The 17024-nt window shown below is 66.1% G+C and carries 16 protein-coding genes; 13 read left to right on the top strand and 3 right to left on the bottom strand.

Annotated elements, in window-relative coordinates:
- Positions 1-13: 13 nt before the first annotated feature.
- Positions 14-1546 (bottom strand): transglutaminase-like domain-containing protein, encoded by a 1533-nt coding sequence (locus EAH75_RS11535; protein WP_140805515.1) that lies wholly within the window; start codon positions 1544-1546, stop codon positions 14-16.
- Between the two features lie 165 nt (positions 1547-1711).
- Here EAH75_RS11535 and EAH75_RS11530 point away from each other — a divergent pair, with 165 nt between their 5' ends.
- Genes EAH75_RS11530 through EAH75_RS11500 form a run of 7 tightly spaced genes read left to right on the top strand, consistent with a single transcriptional unit; the run spans position 1712 to position 9519 of the window.
- A complete protein-coding gene (locus EAH75_RS11530; protein WP_140805513.1) occupies positions 1712-2863 on the top strand; it encodes a DUF819 domain-containing protein in 1152 nt (383 codons plus the stop codon).
- A 26-nt stretch (positions 2864-2889) separates the two neighbouring features.
- Positions 2890-4299: an SH3 domain-containing protein gene (locus EAH75_RS11525; RefSeq protein WP_140805511.1), complete on the top strand. Its 1410-nt coding sequence runs from the start codon at positions 2890-2892 to the stop codon at positions 4297-4299.
- Between the two features lie 57 nt (positions 4300-4356).
- Entirely contained in the window at positions 4357-5454 is a 1098-nt protein-coding gene (locus EAH75_RS11520) for a dipeptide epimerase (protein ID WP_140649195.1), read from the top strand.
- A complete protein-coding gene (locus tag EAH75_RS11515; RefSeq protein ID WP_140649197.1) occupies positions 5454-6311 on the top strand; it encodes a MurR/RpiR family transcriptional regulator in 858 nt (285 codons plus the stop codon). Before EAH75_RS11520 ends, EAH75_RS11515 begins: the two co-directional genes overlap by 1 nt.
- 24 nt (positions 6312-6335) lie before the next feature.
- On the top strand, positions 6336-7136 hold the full coding sequence (locus EAH75_RS11510; RefSeq protein ID WP_241668936.1) for a L,D-transpeptidase family protein: 801 nt from the start codon (positions 6336-6338) through the stop codon (positions 7134-7136).
- Positions 7133-8371 (top strand): dicarboxylate/amino acid:cation symporter, encoded by a 1239-nt coding sequence (locus EAH75_RS11505; RefSeq protein WP_140649199.1) that lies wholly within the window; start codon positions 7133-7135, stop codon positions 8369-8371. Before EAH75_RS11510 ends, EAH75_RS11505 begins: the two co-directional genes overlap by 4 nt.
- A gap of 8 nt (positions 8372-8379) precedes the next feature.
- Positions 8380-9519 carry an NAD(P)/FAD-dependent oxidoreductase gene (locus EAH75_RS11500; protein ID WP_140805509.1) on the top strand — a complete coding sequence of 380 codons (1140 nt, stop codon included), beginning with the start codon at positions 8380-8382 and terminating at the stop codon, positions 9517-9519.
- Between the two features lie 43 nt (positions 9520-9562).
- Here EAH75_RS11500 and EAH75_RS11495 read toward each other — a convergent pair whose 3' ends face one another.
- Positions 9563-10252, bottom strand: a complete 690-nt coding sequence (locus EAH75_RS11495) for a PQQ-binding-like beta-propeller repeat protein (protein WP_140805508.1) — start codon at positions 10250-10252, stop codon at positions 9563-9565.
- Between the two features lie 9 nt (positions 10253-10261).
- Entirely contained in the window at positions 10262-11482 is a 1221-nt protein-coding gene (locus tag EAH75_RS11490) for a helix-turn-helix domain-containing protein (RefSeq protein WP_140805506.1), read from the bottom strand.
- Between the two features lie 167 nt (positions 11483-11649).
- Between EAH75_RS11490 and EAH75_RS11485 the strand changes: the two genes are divergently transcribed.
- The 6 genes from EAH75_RS11485 (at position 11650) to trpC (ending at position 17023) form a co-directional block, all read left to right on the top strand.
- Positions 11650-12303 (top strand): glutathione S-transferase family protein, encoded by a 654-nt coding sequence (locus EAH75_RS11485; protein ID WP_140805505.1) that lies wholly within the window; start codon positions 11650-11652, stop codon positions 12301-12303.
- A 20-nt stretch (positions 12304-12323) separates the two neighbouring features.
- A complete protein-coding gene (locus EAH75_RS11480) occupies positions 12324-13091 on the top strand; it encodes a DUF899 domain-containing protein (protein ID WP_140649210.1) in 768 nt (255 codons plus the stop codon).
- An 8-nt stretch (positions 13092-13099) separates the two neighbouring features.
- Positions 13100-13975 carry a DUF2182 domain-containing protein gene (locus EAH75_RS11475; RefSeq protein ID WP_241668935.1) on the top strand — a complete coding sequence of 292 codons (876 nt, stop codon included), beginning with the start codon at positions 13100-13102 and terminating at the stop codon, positions 13973-13975.
- Positions 13976-14470: 495 nt separating this feature from the next.
- Positions 14471-15067 carry an anthranilate synthase component II gene (locus EAH75_RS11470; protein WP_140649212.1) on the top strand — a complete coding sequence of 199 codons (597 nt, stop codon included), beginning with the start codon at positions 14471-14473 and terminating at the stop codon, positions 15065-15067.
- Complete coding sequence (gene trpD, locus EAH75_RS11465; RefSeq protein WP_140805503.1) at positions 15064-16137, top strand: anthranilate phosphoribosyltransferase; 1074 nt, start codon at positions 15064-15066, stop codon at positions 16135-16137. The genes EAH75_RS11470 and trpD overlap by 4 nt, the downstream gene beginning before the upstream one ends.
- A 91-nt stretch (positions 16138-16228) precedes the next feature.
- Positions 16229-17023 carry an indole-3-glycerol phosphate synthase TrpC gene (gene trpC, locus EAH75_RS11460; RefSeq protein ID WP_140649214.1) on the top strand — a complete coding sequence of 265 codons (795 nt, stop codon included), beginning with the start codon at positions 16229-16231 and terminating at the stop codon, positions 17021-17023.
- Position 17024: the final 1 nt, after the last annotated feature.

Genomic DNA, 17024 nt, shown 5'->3' with positions numbered 1-17024 from the left:
GAAAAGTTTCTGGTTACTTGCTGTTGCGTCCGTGCGTCGATGGCAGGATCTGCCACTTGAAGTCGTAGCCGGTCTGGTCGAAGTAGAGGTTGCCGCCTTTCCACTCGGCCTCGCCGCGCTGTGAATCCACGTCGTCGGAACGGAAATGCCGCTTCGCCGGTACGAACGGCTGGCCGAAGTCGTTGTTGAACGCGATGCGATAGTTGTCGAGGCCGCCGAGGTAGAACCACTCCAGCGCCTTGTCGTCCGACGCGGCCAGGTGCAGCCGGCCGGTGGTGACGTCCATCGGCACCCAGCCGTACGGCGCCAGGTACAAGTAGCCCCAGTCGTGGATGTTGCTGTAGTCGCTGCCGTCGTCGGAATACACCATGCCCGACTGCCAGCGCGTGGGGATGCCGTTGAGGCGCAGCAGGGTCATCAGCAGCAGGGTCTGCTGGCCGCAGTCGGCGTGGCCGGCGTGTAGTGCGTAGTCGCTGATGTTGGAAATGGTGGAGTACTCGCGCGCGCCGGCCCACGGAATCTTGTCGACCGCGGCGAACAGTTTCTGCGCGATGCGGTAGGGGTTCTTCTCGTCGCCGACCGCGTCGTGCGAGAACTTGCGCATGGCGTCGGTGAACACGATATGCGGTGCGCGTTCGGCCACGAACGGGGCCAACTCCGGCGTGATTTTCTCTGCCGTGACCTTGGCTGGGTCGATCGCGTGGTACTGCGCCAGCAGGGTCAGTTCGTAGGTCACCGAAAACTCGGTCTTCTGGCCGGCCACGGCAGGCTTTTCCAGATACACGGTGCGCTGCTTCGCCGATTCGGGCGCGATCTCGTGCGTGACCGGTTCGCTGGCGACGTAGCGGATGTCTTCCTGCTGGCCCGGCACCGCCTGCGGATACGGGATCCACGCGCGCACGGTCTCGCCGGCGGGCACCGCATCGGCATCGACGGTGAGGATCTGGGTCATGCGCAGGCGTCGCGGCAGCACGCTGCTGCGCTGTTCGGTCAGCGCGGCGTGGTAGATCGCGCGCTGACGGTCGTTCAGTGTCTCCATCGGCCCGTCACCGGGCGGTGTCTGCACCGCGCGGCGTGCCACGGCCTCCGGGCTGAGCCGGAACAGGTTGCCCGGCGAGCGCTTGAAGTACAGCGTCTTGCCGTCGATGACCTGGTGTTCGAACAGGCCGGCTGCATTCCATTTCGCGAACTCGGCCTCGGTCAGGTCGGGGATCTCCTTGCGCACGCGTGCCTTCACGTCATCGGCGCTCAGGGTGAAGTCGAGCAGAATGCGGCGCATGCGTTCGCGTTGGAACGTGAGCGAGGTTTTCGTATCGGCGGACAGCTTTGATGCGGCCAGCGCGTCGCTGATCGCCGCGTCGGCCGCCTTGAAGTGGCCGGCGTCGATTTGGGCGATGATGGCGTCGACAGGTTTGTCAGCACCGGTCGCCATCGCCAACGGAGCGGCGAGCAGCAGGGCGAGCAGCAGGGCGAGCAGGCACGAGGTGATGCGCAGGCCATGGCCGCGGCGGCGTACTTCCTTTGCGACAGGTAACAACGTATCCATCGACCAACGTCCCCGATTTGATTCCCCTGAAACCGTTGTGTAACACGCTTGCAAATGCCGGTCAATAATTTATGCTTCAATTGAACTTGTAAAGAATCAGCTATTCCTAGGCAACGAAACTCAACGGGTTTGCGCCTGCTCGCGAACCACCCACAAGGGAACGCAATGATCCATACGGTCTGGCCTTATCTGGCCGTGATGTTGTTGGCGGCGGGATTGTTCCCCGCAATGGAGCGGCGCTTCGGCTGGCGGGTGTTCTCGGTGTTGCCGCCGATCGTGTTCACCTACTTGTTCGTCACCGCACTGGCGGTGTCGGGCCTGTGGCAGGTCAATGACGAGATCCGCGCGGCGCAGTCGATGCTCACCGCACATATGGTGCCGGCGCTGCTGTTCCTGCTGATGATCAACTGCGACCTGCGCGCGATCTGGCGGTTGGGACCGCGCGTGCTGGGCGTATTCACCTGTGCTGCGATCGCCCTGTTCATCGCCTTCATCGCTACTTTCCTGCTGTACCGGCACTGGCTGCCGGGCAACGACTGGCAGCCACTGGCCGCGCTATCCGGCAGCTGGATGGGTGGCACCGCCAACATGATCGCGGTGAAGCAGGCGATCGGAATGTCCGATCAGCACCTGGCGATGTCGCTGCTTACCGATGCGTTGTGCTACTCGATGTGGGTGGTGGTGCTGTTCTCGGTGGCGCGACTGGCGCCGGCGTTCAACCGCTGGACCGGAGCCAAATCCAGCGGCGACATGGAGGTGGCCGAGACGCCGGCCAGCGGGCCGACCACCTACGACAGCGTGTTGCTGTGGCTGGGCATGGCGCTGGCGGTGGCCGCGCTGTCGGGTTGGCTGTCGGGCTGGCTGCCGGTTTCCAGCATGGTCAGCGGCACCACATGGACGATCCTGCTGGCCACGGCCGCGGGACTGGTGGTGGCGCACACGCCACTGGCACGGTTTCCGGGCGCCGGCACGATTTCCAGCGCGATGCTGATCAGCGTGGTCGCGGTACTTGCCTCGCAGAGCAACTTCCATGGCATCGCCGCGGCGCCGCTGTATCTGCTGTGCGGCGTCACCATCATCGCCATTCACGCGGTGCTGCTGATCGGCTTCGCCAAGCTGTTCCGTTTCGACCTCTACCTTTGCGGCATCTCGTCGCTGGCGCAGATCGGTGGCGTCGCCGCCACGCCCGTGCTGGCCGCGAGCTATTCGCGCGCGCTGGTGCCGGTCGGGGTCCTGCTGGCCTTGCTGGGCTATATCCTCGGCACAGGTTTCGGCCTGCTGGTGGCTACCGTGATGTCAGCGCTGGCCGGCCAGTGAGCGGGCCTTATTTCAGGAGCAAGATCATGCGACTTCCGCTTCCGCTTCCACTAGCCACGCTGTTCGTCCTCGGCCTTGTCGTGGCGCCGCTGCACGCGCGCGACAACATCTCCACTAGTGCGATCCCGCCGTCGGGCGTGATGGGCGTGGGCGATGCGCAACTCACGCCGGCGTACTGGATTGGTCTGCAGAAGCAGCCGGATCGGGTGATCCTCACCCGTGCGCAGATCGAGGCGGAGAACGCGACGCTGCTGAAGACCGATCCGTCGATGCACGACCTGCGTGCGTTGCCGAAGACGTTGACGCGCGAGCAGGTAGCCGGCTGGATCAATGAGCTGTCGGAACGGCCCACGCGGCAGCTGTATGACGTCGACGGCAAGTCAGTGGCCGCCGCCACGCTGGATGCGCTGGTCGACAACCTCGCGCTGTCCGACATTCCAGCGCAGCAGGACACGCGTTACGGCCTGATGGTACGGCGCGCGTCGTTCCGCAGCTTTCCCACCAACTTGCGTGTCTTCAGTTCAAAGGGTGACACCGATATCGACCGCTTCCAGGAAACCGCCGAGTTTCCCGGCGTGCCGGTGGCGATCGTGCATGCCAGCCGCGACGGACATTGGCTGTTCGTGGTGAGCCCGCGCTATGCCGCGTGGACCGAGAAGGAGAACGTGGCCGAAGGCAGCGCCGCACAGGTCTTCGGCTATGCCGACAAGACGCCGTATCGGGTGATTACCGGCGCCACCGAGCGCACCGTGTTCGCGCGCGAGGTGCCGGGCGTCTCGCAACTGCAGCTCGACATGAGTACGCGCGTGCCGTTGCAGACCGATCTGCCCGCGGACCAGCCGGTCAACGGGCAGACGCCGTATGCCGCGTATACATTGCAGCTGCCGCTGCGCGGCGCCGACGGCAAACTGCAGTTCAGCCCGGCGCTGCTGCAGAAGAACACCGACACCGCCGGCGACTACCTGCCGCTGACGCCGGCCAACATCATCGGCCAGGCGTTCAAGTTCCTCGGCGAACGCTACGGCTGGGGCCATGCGTACGACGGCCGCGACTGCAGCGGTTTCGTCTCCGATGTCTACCGCAGCATGGGCGTGCAGATGCCGCGCAACACCAGCAAGCAGGCGATCAGCCCGGCGCTGGAGCACCGCGCGTTCACCGACAAGGACAGCCGCGAGGCGCGCATCAAGGCGGCGCACGAGCTGCAGGTTGGCGACCTGGTCTACATCCCCGGCCACGTGATGATGGTGATCGGTCAGCGCGACGGCCAGCCGTACGTGATCCACGACGTCGGCGGCATGACCTATCGCCAGGCCGACGGCAGCATGCGCCGCATCAAGCTCAACGCGGTGTCGGTCACGCCGCTGTTGCCGATGCAGTTCAATGATCACCAGACGTTCGTCGACCGCATGACCAGCATCGTGCGCATTCGCCACTGAGCCGCCGCAGATCGCTCCAAGAAGAAACAGGGACACGGATTCCATGAAGGCTTTGCCATGAAAATCACCGACATCCAGTTCGGCATGCTGCGGGTACCGCTGAAGACCCCGTTCAAGACCGCGCTGCGCACGGTCAATACAGTCGAAGACATCGTGGTGATGGTGCATACCGACTCCGGTCACGTCGGCTACGGCGAGGCACCGGCCACCGCGGTGATCACCGGCGACACGCACGGCTCGATCATCGCCGCGATCCGCCACTACATCTCGCCGCGCCTGATCGGCCAGGAGATCGCCGACCTCAACCACATCACCCAGCTGATCCAGAGTGCGATGGAGAAGAACACCAGCGCCAAGGCGGCGGTGGAGATCGCGATCTACGACCTGTGGGGCCAGCTCTACAACGCGCCGCTGTACAAACTGCTCGGCGGCGGCGACCCGGTGATCACCACCGACATCACCATCAGCGTCGACTACATCGACAAGATGGTGGCCGATTCGGTCTCCGCGGTGGAGCGCGGTTTCGAATCGCTGAAGATCAAGGTCGGCAAGGACATCGGCGTCGACATCGAGCGGGTCAAGGCGATCTATGCCGCCGTGGAAGGTCGCGCCTTGCTGCGGCTGGACGCGAACCAGGGCTGGACCGCGAAGCAGGCGGTGTACGCGCTGCAGACGCTGGAGGACGCCGGCATCAAGCTGGAGCTGATCGAGCAGCCGGTAAAGGCGCGCGACCTGGCCGGCATGCGTTACGTCACCGAGCGCGTGCATACGCCGGTAATGGCCGACGAGAGCGTGTTCGGCCCGATGGAGGTGATCGAGCTGATCCGCCTGCGCGCGGCCGACATCATCAACATCAAGCTGATGAAGACCGGCGGCATCTCCAACGCGATCCGCATCGCCGATATCGCGGCGATGCACGGCGTCGAGTGCATGATCGGCTGCATGCTGGAGACCAGCATCAGCGTGGCCGCGGCGGTGCATGTGGCGGTGGCCAAGTCGAACGTGATCACCAAGATCGACCTGGACGGACCCTCGCTGTGCCAGTTCAATCCGGTCGACGGTGGGGTAATCTTCAACGAATCGGAAATCTCGGTGACGGATGCGCCCGGTCTGGGTATCCGCGAGATCCGCGGACTGGAGAGGATCGAAGCTTGATGTCCGCGCTGGTCAAAATCCGTTCGGAACGCGACCAGATGTCGGCGGTGGAGCGGCGCATCGCCGACTTCATCCTGGAGAACGCGCAGCTGCTGCGCGATTACTCCTCGCAACAGCTGGCCAACGCGCTGGGCATCAGTCAGTCCAGCGTGGTCAAGTTCACCCAGAAGCTGGGTTTCAAGGGTTATCCGGATCTCAAGTATTCGGTCGGCGAGGCGATTGCCCGTGCCGACAACGGCGATACGCCGCAGCTGACGGCATCCGCCGACGGCGTGTCCGATGCCTCGCTCGCCGGCAACCTGTGGCGACGTAAATCCGAGGCCGAAGAGGCGACCCGGTTGATCAACCCGCCGCAGACCATTCATGCAGTGGCGGACGCGATCGAGCAGGCCGGTCGCGCCGGCAAGGTATTCATCATCGGTCTGGGCGAGGACGACATCTACGCACGTGGCTTCGCGCTGAAGCTGTCCTTGCTGGGCATCCTCACCGTGCACAACTTCGACACCGCGCGGATGACCGCCAATGTTTCCGCGGCGAGTGCCGGCGACGTGCTGCTGGTGTTTTCCGAGCACGGCAACCATCCGGCGCTGTGCAAGATCAGCCGCTATTTCCGCGAGCGCCGCGGCCAGGTGATCACGGTGACGCGGCACACCGCCAACCCGTTGCGCACGCTGGCCGACATCGCGCTGGTGGTGTCCGCGCACGACGAGCAACCGTACATCCAACCGCTGTTGTACCAGTCGGCGCTGCAGCATCTGCTCGATAGCGTGTTCGTGCTGCTGTGCGAAGGGCACGACGACCGCCACGCGCAGCTGCTGGCCAATCTCGACCGTATCCAGCTGATGCTGGAGCCGTAACCCATCCTTTGCAGGCAGGTGCGCATGATTTTTCGACGTTACACCCGTTCGTGCGCTGCGTGCTTCGTGCTGGCGCTGACGCTCGTGGCCGGTTGCGCTGCGCATGATCTGAAGCCGGCTAAGGCCAGCCGCTGGCAGTCATCGCGCCAGCTGGTGCTGGTCACCATCGCCGACTGGGGCACCGATCACGGCACGCTGCGCACGTATACGCGCGGCGCGCATGGCTGGGTCGCGGCCGGCGTGGCGGCACCGGTGACCATCGGCAAGACTGGTGCCGGCTGGGGGCTGGGCTTGAACGCGCCGCAAACCGGCGGGCCGGTCAAGCGCGAAGGCGACAACCGCAGCCCGGCCGGCGTGTTCCGCATTGGCGACAGCTTCGGCTATGCCGTCAGTGTCGACACGGCGATGCCGTATCTCGCGCTCAACGCCACCGAGTACTGCGTCGACGTCAGCGGCGCGGCGCACTACAACCGCATCGTCGATGCGAACGTGGTCGGCGCCGACGCGGTGAAGGGTTCCACCGAGCCGATGCGGCGCGACCTGCATGCCCATGGCGACCAGCGCTACCGCATGGGTTTCGTGATCGAACAGAATCCGCAGGCGAAACCACTGGCGGGAAGTTGCATCTTCGCGCACCTGTGGAAATCGCCGACGGATTCGACCGCGGGTTGCACCGCGATGACGCCGCCGGTGATGCAGTCGTTGCTGGCGTGGCTGCGGCCGGAAGACCAGCCGATCTTCATCCTGCTGCCGCAGCACGAATACGAGCGGCTGCGCACGGACTGGCAGTTGCCGGCGATCGCCGCGACGGGTGACACGCCGTGAGTGCGACCGCGCGCGTGCTCACTGGCCTCGCCGCTGGCGCGGTGATCGGCCTGCTGCTGGTCGGCTGGAATCCGGCGCTGGCGCTGCAGGTCGCCAACGTGGCGCAGCCGATCGGCAAGCTGTGGTTGAACGCGCTGCAGATGACCGTGGTACCGCTGGTGCTGGCGCTGGTGGTGGTGGGCGTGAACACCGCCACCGACGCGGCGGCCTCGGGCCGCATCGCGCGGCGCGCGATCGTGGTGTTCATCGTGGTGCTGACCGGCGGCGCGGTGTTCGCGGCGCTGGCTGCACCACTGGTATTCGCACTGTTTCCGCACAATCCGGCGCTGATCGCGGCGCTCGGTCACGCTGCGCTTCCATCGGCCGCACAGGCGGCGCCGGTCAGCTGGGTCGATGCGCTCACCGCGATCGTGCCGAACAACGCGATCATGGCCGCGGCGCAGAGCGCGATGCTGCCGCTGGTGGTGTTTGCGCTATTCCTCGGTTTCGCATTGACGCGCATCGCGCCAGTGCGGCGCGCGATGCTGCTGGAGTTCTTCCAGGCGATCAGCGACGCGATGATCGTGATCGTGCGCTGGGTGTTGTGGGCCGCGCCGCTGGGCGTGTTCGCGCTGATCCTGTCGGTATGCGCGCGCTCGGGACTGGGCATGCTCAGCGCACTCGGCGTGTACGTGCTGGTGGAATGTTTGCTGTACCTGGCGGTCACCGTGATGATGCTGCCGGTGGCGGTGATCTTCGGTGGCGAGCGGCTGCGCCGCTTCGCCGCCGCACTGGTTCCCGCTCAGGTGGTGGCGATCAGCACGCAGTCGTCGCTGGCCTCGCTGCCGGCCATGCTGGAAAGCGCGGATCGCCGGCTCGGCTATCCGCAGCAGGTCACCGCACTGGTGCTGCCGATGGCGGTGAGCCTGTTCCGCCTGACCAGCCCGGTGCAGTACGTCACCTCGGCGGTGTTCATCGCCTGGGCCTACGGCATCGACCTCAGCACCGCGCAACTGCTCGCCGGCGCGATGCTGGCGGTGGTGATCAGCCTGGGTTCGGTCGGCCTGCCGGGCCAGGTCACCTTCATCGCCACCAATCTTCCGGTGGCGCAGGCGATGGGCCTGCCGCTGAGTCCGCTGGGCCTGATGCTGGCGGTGGACACCATCCCCGATGCACTCGCCACGCTCGGCAACGTCACTGCCGACCTCACCGCCACCAGCCTGGTCACCCGACAATCGAGGCGCGATACCGCATGAGTTTCGACATGAGTTCCGACGTTCGGGATTTCGATGCGATCGTGATCGGCGCCGGCATCGGCGGCGCATCGGTCGCGTATTTCATGGCGCCGCATGCGCGCGTGCTGATGCTGGAGCGCGAGACCTTTGCGGGCATGCACTCGACCGGCCGTTCGGCGGCGTTGTTCAGCGAGACCTACGGCTCGCCGCAGGTGCGCGCACTGACCCGTGCCACGCGACCGTTCCTGATGCAGCCGCCAGCGGGTTTCGCGGCCCATCCCATTCTCACGCCGCGCGGCGCCACGATCATCGGCAATGCGGCACAGTCCGACAATGTGCTGGCGCTGTACGAGGCGATCGTGCCGTTCACCCGCGACATCGAACTGCATGATGCGGCCCGTCTGCTTGCAGCGGTGCCGGTGCTGCGCCCCGAGTCGGCGCGGATCGGCCTGCACGAACCCGGCGCGGCCGATATCGACGTCAACGAACTGCACCAGGGTTTCCTGCGCGGATTGCGTGCGCGCGGCGGCGAGCTGCGCCTGAACGTCGGCATCCGCGCGATCAGTCGCGGCGCGGGTGGCTGGCAGGTGGACGACGGCGAACAGGCATTTCGTGCGCCACTGCTGCTCAATGCGGCCGGTGCCTGGGTCGATCAGGTCGCGGCGCTGGCCGGCGTGGCGCCGATCGGCATCGTGCCGAAGCGGCGCTCCGTGTTCCTGTTCGATCCGCCGGAAAATCTCGCCACCGCGCACTGGCCGTTCATCACCAGCTTCGACGAGAGCTTCTACTTCAAACCCGATGCCGGCCTGTTGCTGGGCACGTGTGCGAACGCCGATCCGGTCGAGCCGCACGACGTGCAGCCGGAGGACTATGACATCGCGCTGGGCATCCACCGGATCGAGGAAGCGACCACGCTGGAGATCCGCCGCCCGCGCCGCAGCTGGGCCGGTCTGCGCTCGTTCGTTGCCGATGGCGACCTAGTCGGCGGCTTCGCACCGGATGGCCCGGGTTTCTTCTGGGTCGCCGCGCAGGGCGGCTACGGCATCCAGACCAGTGCCGCGATGGGCGAAGCCTGCGCCAACCTGGCGCTCGGCCGGCCGCTGCCGGGTCATCTAGCGGACGCCGGCCTCTCGGCAACCATGCTGGACCCTGCGCGGCTGCGGCGATAAAGCGGCCGCCTGCGGCCGCCTGCGTCCGCGCGGGCCGCTCCGACTACTTGCTCGTGACGGTGACGGAGGCGCCCGCGGAGTCGCTGGCCCCCGCGGGGACCCGCCTGGTCCGGCGGACGGTTCTCACCTTGCCGCTGTTTCCGCCGCCGCAGAAGAACTGCTCGCCGCCATCGGACTCGAGCCCCGATACGCCAACGCCAGGTGGCATCTCAAGTACCTCCAGGACCTCTCCTGTTCGAGGATCGACTCGCCTCAAATCGCTTTCGTCACCTTCCCAGGTGCCGTGCCAGAGCTCGCCGTCGACCCAGGTGACGCCGGTGACGAAACGGTCGCACGCGATGGTGCGAAGAATCGCCCCTGTTTCGGGATCGACCTGATGGATCTTGCGGTCGCGGTATTGCCCGACCCAGAGCGTGCCCTCGGCCCATGCGAGTCCGGAGTCGGCACCCGCGCCCGGCGCCGGGATGGTGGCGAGCACGCGGCCGGTGTTCGGGTCGATCTTCTGGATGCGGTTCTCGGCGATCTGGAACAGGTGCCGTCCATCGAAGGCCGTACCCGCATGCGCGGCCACATCGATCGTGCGCGAGGCTTCCCCACTGGCCGGATCGAACGCGGCCAGCGTGTCGCCGGCGGCAAACCAGACGCGCTCACCGTCATAGGTGACGCCGCCCACGCTGTCGACACCCGGAAAGGGACCGTACTCGCTGATGATTTCGGCGCTTGATCGTTTCATGCATCCATTTTAGTCGCCGGGAAAGGGCGCCGGGAGTAACAAGCTTGTCGGGAATCCCGGTACGGGTGGGGTCATCCAGCGGCGCGCCCGGCCGCGACCGAACGAGTCCACCTTGTTTGCAGCCGCCAGCGCATCGAGTGCCCGTTGCACGCTGCGCTGGCTGGTGCCGAGTGCCAGCGCCAGGGCCGAGCTCGACCACGCTTCACCGTCGGCGAGCAGGGCAAGCACCGCCGCATGCGCGCCGTCGACGGGACGGGCCAGCACGACGACTTCGCCCACGTGGTGCGGTGCCAGCGCGAAGCCGTGCTTGGTCGCGCTGATGCCGGCTACCGAGCGAAGCAGCGTGCGAAGGCGCCCGAGCTCGACCCGCAAGCGCGCGCGATGCGATTCGTCGGCATGCCTGGCGCGGAAAGCCTGCGCGATCAACGTGGCCCTCGGCACATCGCCCGGCCACGCTTCGGCCAGGGTCCGTGCCAGCGTGAACAACACCGGGCGCCGCTCCAGCGAGATCAGCGAGCGCGCATCGCGCACGACATGGCGGCATGCGTCCACGACGAGCGCAGGGGAGGTCAGCAAGGCCTCGACCTCGTCGAGCTGAAGGAGTCGCTCATCGCCGCGCGTGATCAGGCGCGCGGCGGGCAGCTCCAGCACGCGGAAAGCGTTTTGGACTTCCGCCGTCAGTGCCGGAATGCCGGCCTGGCGCGCCGCCTGTTCGGCTCGAACCAGTGCGGCGCGCGCCGCCGCCGTGCGCAGGCGGCGTATCGCGATGCCCGCGACGACCAGCTCGCAGGAGGCCCGCGATGCGGGTGGCAACACGGCAGGGTCGAGTTCGGCGAGCGTGCGTTCGGCGTCATCGAGGTGTCCGATCAGCAACAGGCGTCGGGCCTGCAGATAGCGCGCATGCGCGGCGTTCGCGCGATCGCCGTGCGCTTCCAGTGTGGCTCGCGCGGCATCGAGCGCTTTGGTGGGCTCGCCGAGGTCGCGCGAGACGAGCGCAATCTCGGCCTCGGCAACGGCGCAGCGCGCGCGGGCCATCGATTCGTGCGGGCCGAAGGCGCGCACGGCGCGGCGCAGCAGCGTTTTTGCCCGTGCGAAATCGCCGAGCTGGGCCATCGCGATGCCGCGCAGTGCGAGCGCAGGCGCATCCTCGCGCAGCGCGACGCGCTTCAACGCGCCAAGCGGATCGCCCGCTGCGAGCGCACGAGCCGCGGCCGTGATCAGGGAGTCCATGCGAGTGAGCTCATTTCAGCGAGCCCTGTTGAATCAAGCCCATTTCAATCGCGCCACACTTGTCACTCCCACCGTTCGATGGCCCGGCCGCAGTCTATCTCACGATCACCAACCAACGCGCCGGAGACAACCGGCACCGACAAGACGTGAATCCGAGGAGAAACGACATGGAAAACATCGCTGTGTGGGGCTTCAGCTGGGTGCCGCCTTTTGCCCAGGGGCTGGTGCGCGATCTGCGCGTGCGCTGGGCGCTCGAAGAGGCCGGGCTTGCCTACGAAAGCCGCTGGATCGACATCGAGGAGCGAAGCTCCGATGCCTATCGGCGCAAACATCCTTTCGGGATGGTGCCCGTTCTCGAATCCGGTGACGGAACCCTGATCGAATCGGGCGCCATCGTCTATACCGTTGCCGAACATTGCGAAGCGCTCATGCCTCCCGGCCAGCGCATCGAAACGCTTACCTGGATGTTCGCCGCGCTCAATACCGTCGAGCCGCCGCTTTGGAATCTCTTGGTGATGGATCAGCTGCACCCTGGCGAAGCATGGACAAAACTGCGACGTGCCGGGGTGGTTGACGAAGTGAAGGCTCGATTGGCCGCGCTTTCCGATTGGCTCGACGGTCGCGATTATCTGCTGGGTCGTTTCACGGCGGCCGACATCCTGATGACTACCGTGCTGAGATTCATCCGGCATACGGATCTGGTGGCCGGATTTCCGCTGCTCGATGCCTACGTCAAGCGTTGCGAGGCGCGGCCGGCATTCCAGACTGCCTTGCGCAGCCAGATGGCTGACTACGCGCGCAACGCACCGATCGCAGCCTGAGTTCGAGAAGGAGAGAAGCGATGACCAACGACAAGACCGGAACACGCGAAGAGTGGCTGGCAGCGCGGCTTGAGCTGCTTCATGCCGAGAAAGAGCTTACGCGGCGCAGCGATGAGGTGGCGCGGCAGCGGCAGGAACTGCCGTGGGTGCGGATCGACAAGAAGTATCGATTCGAGACTGACGCGGGAAGCGCCTCGCTGGAGGACCTGTTCCGAGGGCGCTCGCAGCTGCTCGTTTATCACTTCATGTTCGGGCCCGACTACACCGCCGGTTGTCCGTCCTGCTCGTCGATCGCGGACGGTTTCAACGGCATCGTTGTTCACCTGGAAAACCACGATGTCGCGTTTTCGGCCGTGTCGCGGGCGCCGCTGGCAAAGCTGCAGGCGTATCAGCGACGGATGGGATGGACGTTTCCCTGGGCGTCCTCGGCCGGCGGCGACTTCAACTTCGATTTCAACGTCTCGTTCAGCGAGGAGCAGCAGCGCGAAGGGAGCATCGAATACAACTACGAGCGCGGCGGCCACGCCATGGATGCGACATCGTCGATCCCCGAGCCCGTCGCTCAGTTCGCGGCCACCTGCGGAACCGACGCACTCACCTACACCCGTGACAGGCCTGGCATCAGCGCGTTCGTGCTCGAGGACGGTGTCGTCTACCACACCTATTCCGGCTATGCGCGCGGGGTGGACGGCATCTGGGGCATGTACCCGTGGCTCGACCGCGCACCCAGGGGACGCAACGAGACAGGCGTCTGGTGGCGCCGTCACGACGAGTACGACAGGCGCTGAGCCAGGCCATGGATGTGGCCGCCGCACCCGCAAGACGGGAGGTCTCGCGAGGCATGGACTCCGGGCAGACTATGCCTGCGCATCCAGGCACCCGCGGCACGGGTACGTCCTGTGCGTCGGTATTCTTTGTCGTCGCCATGCTGCTCTTCAGCATCAGCGTGGCGGCGACGATCGTCGGCTGCATATCCATGTCGGCGATGGGCGCGCTGCCGATGCCCGGCGGCTGGGCGATGTCGATGGCGTGGATGCGGATGTGCGGACAGACGTGGCCCGGCGTCGCCGCGTCGTTCCTTGGCATGTGGATCGCGATGATGGTGGCGATGATGCTGCCATCTCTCGTGCCGATGCTGTGGCGCTACCGCCAGCTTGTCGGCGGGACAGGCGGGACGCGCCTGGGCCGGCTCACTGCGCTGGTGGGCGTGGGGTACTTCTCCGTGTGGGTCGTGTTCGGGATGGCGGTGTTTCCGCTGGGTGTTGCGCTGGCAGCAGTCGAGATGCAGCTGCCGGCGCTGGCACGCGCCGTTCCGAGCATGGTCGGCGCGGTCGTGCTGAGTGCCGGCGCGCTCCAGTTCAGCGCGTGGAAGGCACGTCAACTTGCCTGCTGCCGGGTGGCGCCGGGGCGCGGCTGCTCGTTGCCGGCGGACGCCGGCGCGGCCTGGCGATACGGCCTGCAGCTCGGCCTCCACTGCAGCCGTTGCTGCGCCGGCATGACGGCGATCCTCCTCGTCATCGGGGTCATGGACCTGCGCGCGATGGCGGTCGTGACGGCAGCCATCACGGTCGAGCGTCTCGCCCCGGCCCGCGAGCGCGTCGCGCGAGCCACCGGAGCCATCGCCGTCGGGGCAGGCTTGTTCCTGATCGCGCGAGCAGCCGGGCTTGGCTGACGCATCCCGGATGGTGTGCCTTCACTTGGCCTGCCGTGCGAGCCTGGAACCATCCGCGCCGCTCTGCGAGGCAAATCCCGGCGCGGCAGTCGCCTGCCGAGGGTGACTTTCGTCCCGAACATCCAGCCAAATCCCTCAGACCAGGTTGCAAAAGCCGGGCATGGCCGCGCGTCACGCGCAAGCGCGGCGGCGCATCAGGGATGACGCGCGGCCCGGGCCCTGCCAGATAGGACATGCCGCCGCACCACGCCGCAGCTCGCTGTTGGCCGCGACCAGACAATGACTGTCGCGACAGCGCCCTCATCGTCAACGGTTTCCGCATTCGCCCTTGGCGCTTTCAGCGATCGCGTGATGGTCCCGCACTCCCATGCCTCGGCTATCCTTGCAAGCCGGTACTTGCCGGAGCCCGTCCCGCGGAAAGCGGGTACCCGTGCGGGTATCAAAACAGTAAGCTCCCCACGAGTTCCTTCTGAAGCAAAGAGATTGGGTCAGCGCATGCTCCTGATGATCGACAACTACGACAGCTTCACCTTCAACCTCGTGCAGTACCTGGGCGAATTGGGACAAACGGTGAAGGTGGTGCGCAACGATGCGCTGGACGTCGTCGGCATCCGCGCGCTCAGGCCGTCGCATATCATGATCTCGCCGGGGCCTGGCACGCCGGATGATTCGGGCGTGTCGCTGGATGTGCTGCGCGAGCTGGCCGGCGAGATTCCGGTGTTCGGCGTGTGCCTAGGTCATCAGGCGATCGGCCAGGTGTTTGGCGGCAAGGTGATCCGCGCCAAGCAGATCATGCATGGCAAGACCTCGCCGGTGCGCCATCGCGGCCAAGGTGTGTTTGCCGGGCTGCCGGATCCGTTCGAGGCGACGCGCTACCACTCGCTGGTGGTGGAGCAGTCCTCGCTGCCCGATTGCCTGGAAGTCACCGCATGGACGGAAAATCCGGACGGCTCGATCGACGAGATCATGGGTCTGCGCCACAAGACACTTCCCGTGGAAGGTGTGCAATTTCATCCCGAGTCGATCCTGACCCAGCATGGTCACGACCTGCTGCGCAATTTCCTCGGCCTGCCGCTGCGGCTGGCCGCATGAGCGCGGATGTGAGCAACAAGGTCGCGCGCGAGATCACGATCACGCCGCAGGAAGCCCTGCAGCGCACGATCGAGCATCGCGAGATCTTCCACGACGAGATGATTGCGCTGATGCGCCAGATCATGCGTGGCGAGGTGAGCCCGCTGATGACCGCGGCGATCATCACCGGCCTGCGCGTGAAAAAGGAAACCGTGGGCGAGATCACCGGTGCGGCGCGCGTGATGCGCGAGTTGTCGGCCAAGGTCGAGGCGCCCGCGCATCCGCATTTCCTGGATATCGTGGGCACCGGCGGCGATGGCGCGTCGAGTTTCAACATTTCCACCGCCGCCATGTTCGTTGCGGCGGCGGCGGGCGCGCGAGTGGCCAAGCACGGCGGCCGCAGCGTGTCGTCGAAGTCGGGCAGTGCCGATGTGCTGGAGGCGCTGGGGGCGTCCATCGACCTGAGCCCGGCGCAGGTGGCCCAATGCATGGTCGAGACCGACATCGGTTTCATGTTTGCGCCGAATCATCATCCGGCGATGAAGGTGGTCGCGCCCGTGCGCAAGGAAATGGGTGTGCGCACGCTGTTCAACATCCTCGGCCCGCTGACCAATCCGGCCGATGCGCCGAACATCCTGATGGGCGTGTTCCACCCGGATCTGGTCGGCATCCAGGTACGCGTGCTGCAGGCGCTCGGTGCCAGGCACGCGATGGTGGTGTGGGGACGTGACGGGATGGACGAGATTTCGCTGGGCGCAGCGACGCTGGTCGGCGAGCTGCGCCATGGCGTGGTGCACGAATACGAAATCGAACCTGAGGATTTCGGCCTGGCAATGGCGTCCAGCCGCAACCTGCGGGTGGAAAACGCGGACGAATCCAGGGCCATGTTGCTGGACGCGCTGGAAGGGCGCCGCGGCGTCCCGCACGACATCGTCTGCCTGAATGCGGGCGCGGCGCTGTATGCGGCCGATGTGGTCGACGCCGTCGACGATGGCATCGAGCTCGCCCGTGTCACGATTGCCAGCGGTGCCGCGCATGCGAAAATGCAGGCCTTCGTGACGGCCACGCGGCGACTTGCCGCGCGGGACTAAGTGCGCGGCCGGGTGCGCACAGGTCGGCGAAGTGGCAGGATCGGAACACCCCGCGCACGGAATGCGTCCCCATACAGACTAGCGAGATGCCATGACCGACATCCTCAATCGCATTCTTGCCCGCAAGGCGGAAGAGATTGCCGAGCGCCAGGCCAAGCTGCCGCTGGCCGAACTGATCGCACGCATCGCACAGCTGCCAGATACCCGCGGCTTTGCCGCCGCGATCGAGGCGAAGATCGCGGCCGGCCTGCCGGCGGTGATCGCCGAGGTGAAAAAGGCCAGCCCGAGCAAGGGCGTGATCCGCACGAACTTCGATCCGGCCGCGATCGCGGAGAGTTACGAAGCCGCTGGCGCTGCCTGCCTGTCGGTGCTGACCGACAGCGATTTTTTCCAGGGCAGCGAGGCGTTCCTGCAGCAGGCCCGTGCGGCGTGTTCGCTGCCGCTGCTGCGCAAGGATTTCATCATCGATCCGTATCAGGTGTACGAGGCCCGCGCGATCGGCGCCGACTGCATCCTGCTGATCGTCGCCGCGCTGGACGACGACGTACTGCTGCAGCTGTCGCTGCTCGCCGCCGAACTTGACCTGGACGTGTTGTGCGAAGTGCACGACGAGGAAGAGATGGAGCGTGCGCTGGCGCTGCCGGTGCCGTTGATCGGCGTCAACAACCGCAACCTGCGCAGCTTCGAGACCTCACTGGAAACCTCGCTGGCGCTGCAGGAACTGATCGAGTACGACCGCGTGCTGGTGGCCGAGTCGGGTATCCACACGCCGGAGGACGTGGCGCGCCTGCGCGAGGGCGGCATCCAGGCGTTTCTGGTCGGCGAGGCGTTCATGCGTGCCGAGGATCCCGGCAGCGAACTGCGGCGGTTGTTCGGTACGCCGTGAC

It is taken from the genome of Rhodanobacter glycinis, from assembly GCF_006438785.1.
Classification (GTDB): Bacteria; Pseudomonadota; Gammaproteobacteria; order Xanthomonadales; family Rhodanobacteraceae; genus Rhodanobacter; species Rhodanobacter glycinis_A.
Note: the sequence above shows the minus strand (reverse complement) of the source record. Positions and strands in the feature narration are given on the sequence as shown.

Bases quoted from the DNA above. Each gene is read 5' to 3' on its own strand.
- EAH75_RS11500 (WP_140805509.1), top strand. From the start codon at position 8,380: ATGAGTTCCGACGTTCGGGATTTCGATGCGATCGTGATCGGCGCCGGC.
- EAH75_RS11515 (WP_140649197.1), top strand. From the start codon at position 5,454: ATGTCCGCGCTGGTCAAAATCCGTTCGGAACGCGACCAGATGTCGGCG.
- EAH75_RS11475 (WP_241668935.1), top strand. From the start codon at position 13,100: ATGGATGTGGCCGCCGCACCCGCAAGACGGGAGGTCTCGCGAGGCATG.
- EAH75_RS11470 (WP_140649212.1), top strand. From the start codon at position 14,471: ATGCTCCTGATGATCGACAACTACGACAGCTTCACCTTCAACCTCGTG.
- EAH75_RS11485 (WP_140805505.1), top strand. From the start codon at position 11,650: ATGGAAAACATCGCTGTGTGGGGCTTCAGCTGGGTGCCGCCTTTTGCC.
- EAH75_RS11535 (WP_140805515.1), bottom strand. From the start codon at position 1,546: ATGGATACGTTGTTACCTGTCGCAAAGGAAGTACGCCGCCGCGGCCAT.
- EAH75_RS11480 (WP_140649210.1), top strand. From the start codon at position 12,324: ATGACCAACGACAAGACCGGAACACGCGAAGAGTGGCTGGCAGCGCGG.
- EAH75_RS11510 (WP_241668936.1), top strand. From the start codon at position 6,336: ATGATTTTTCGACGTTACACCCGTTCGTGCGCTGCGTGCTTCGTGCTG.
- EAH75_RS11490 (WP_140805506.1), bottom strand. From the start codon at position 11,482: ATGGACTCCCTGATCACGGCCGCGGCTCGTGCGCTCGCAGCGGGCGAT.
- trpC (WP_140649214.1), top strand. From the start codon at position 16,229: ATGACCGACATCCTCAATCGCATTCTTGCCCGCAAGGCGGAAGAGATT.
- EAH75_RS11520 (WP_140649195.1), top strand. From the start codon at position 4,357: ATGAAAATCACCGACATCCAGTTCGGCATGCTGCGGGTACCGCTGAAG.
- EAH75_RS11525 (WP_140805511.1), top strand. From the start codon at position 2,890: ATGCGACTTCCGCTTCCGCTTCCACTAGCCACGCTGTTCGTCCTCGGC.
- EAH75_RS11530 (WP_140805513.1), top strand. From the start codon at position 1,712: ATGATCCATACGGTCTGGCCTTATCTGGCCGTGATGTTGTTGGCGGCG.
- EAH75_RS11495 (WP_140805508.1), bottom strand. From the start codon at position 10,252: ATGAAACGATCAAGCGCCGAAATCATCAGCGAGTACGGTCCCTTTCCG.
- trpD (WP_140805503.1), top strand. From the start codon at position 15,064: ATGAGCGCGGATGTGAGCAACAAGGTCGCGCGCGAGATCACGATCACG.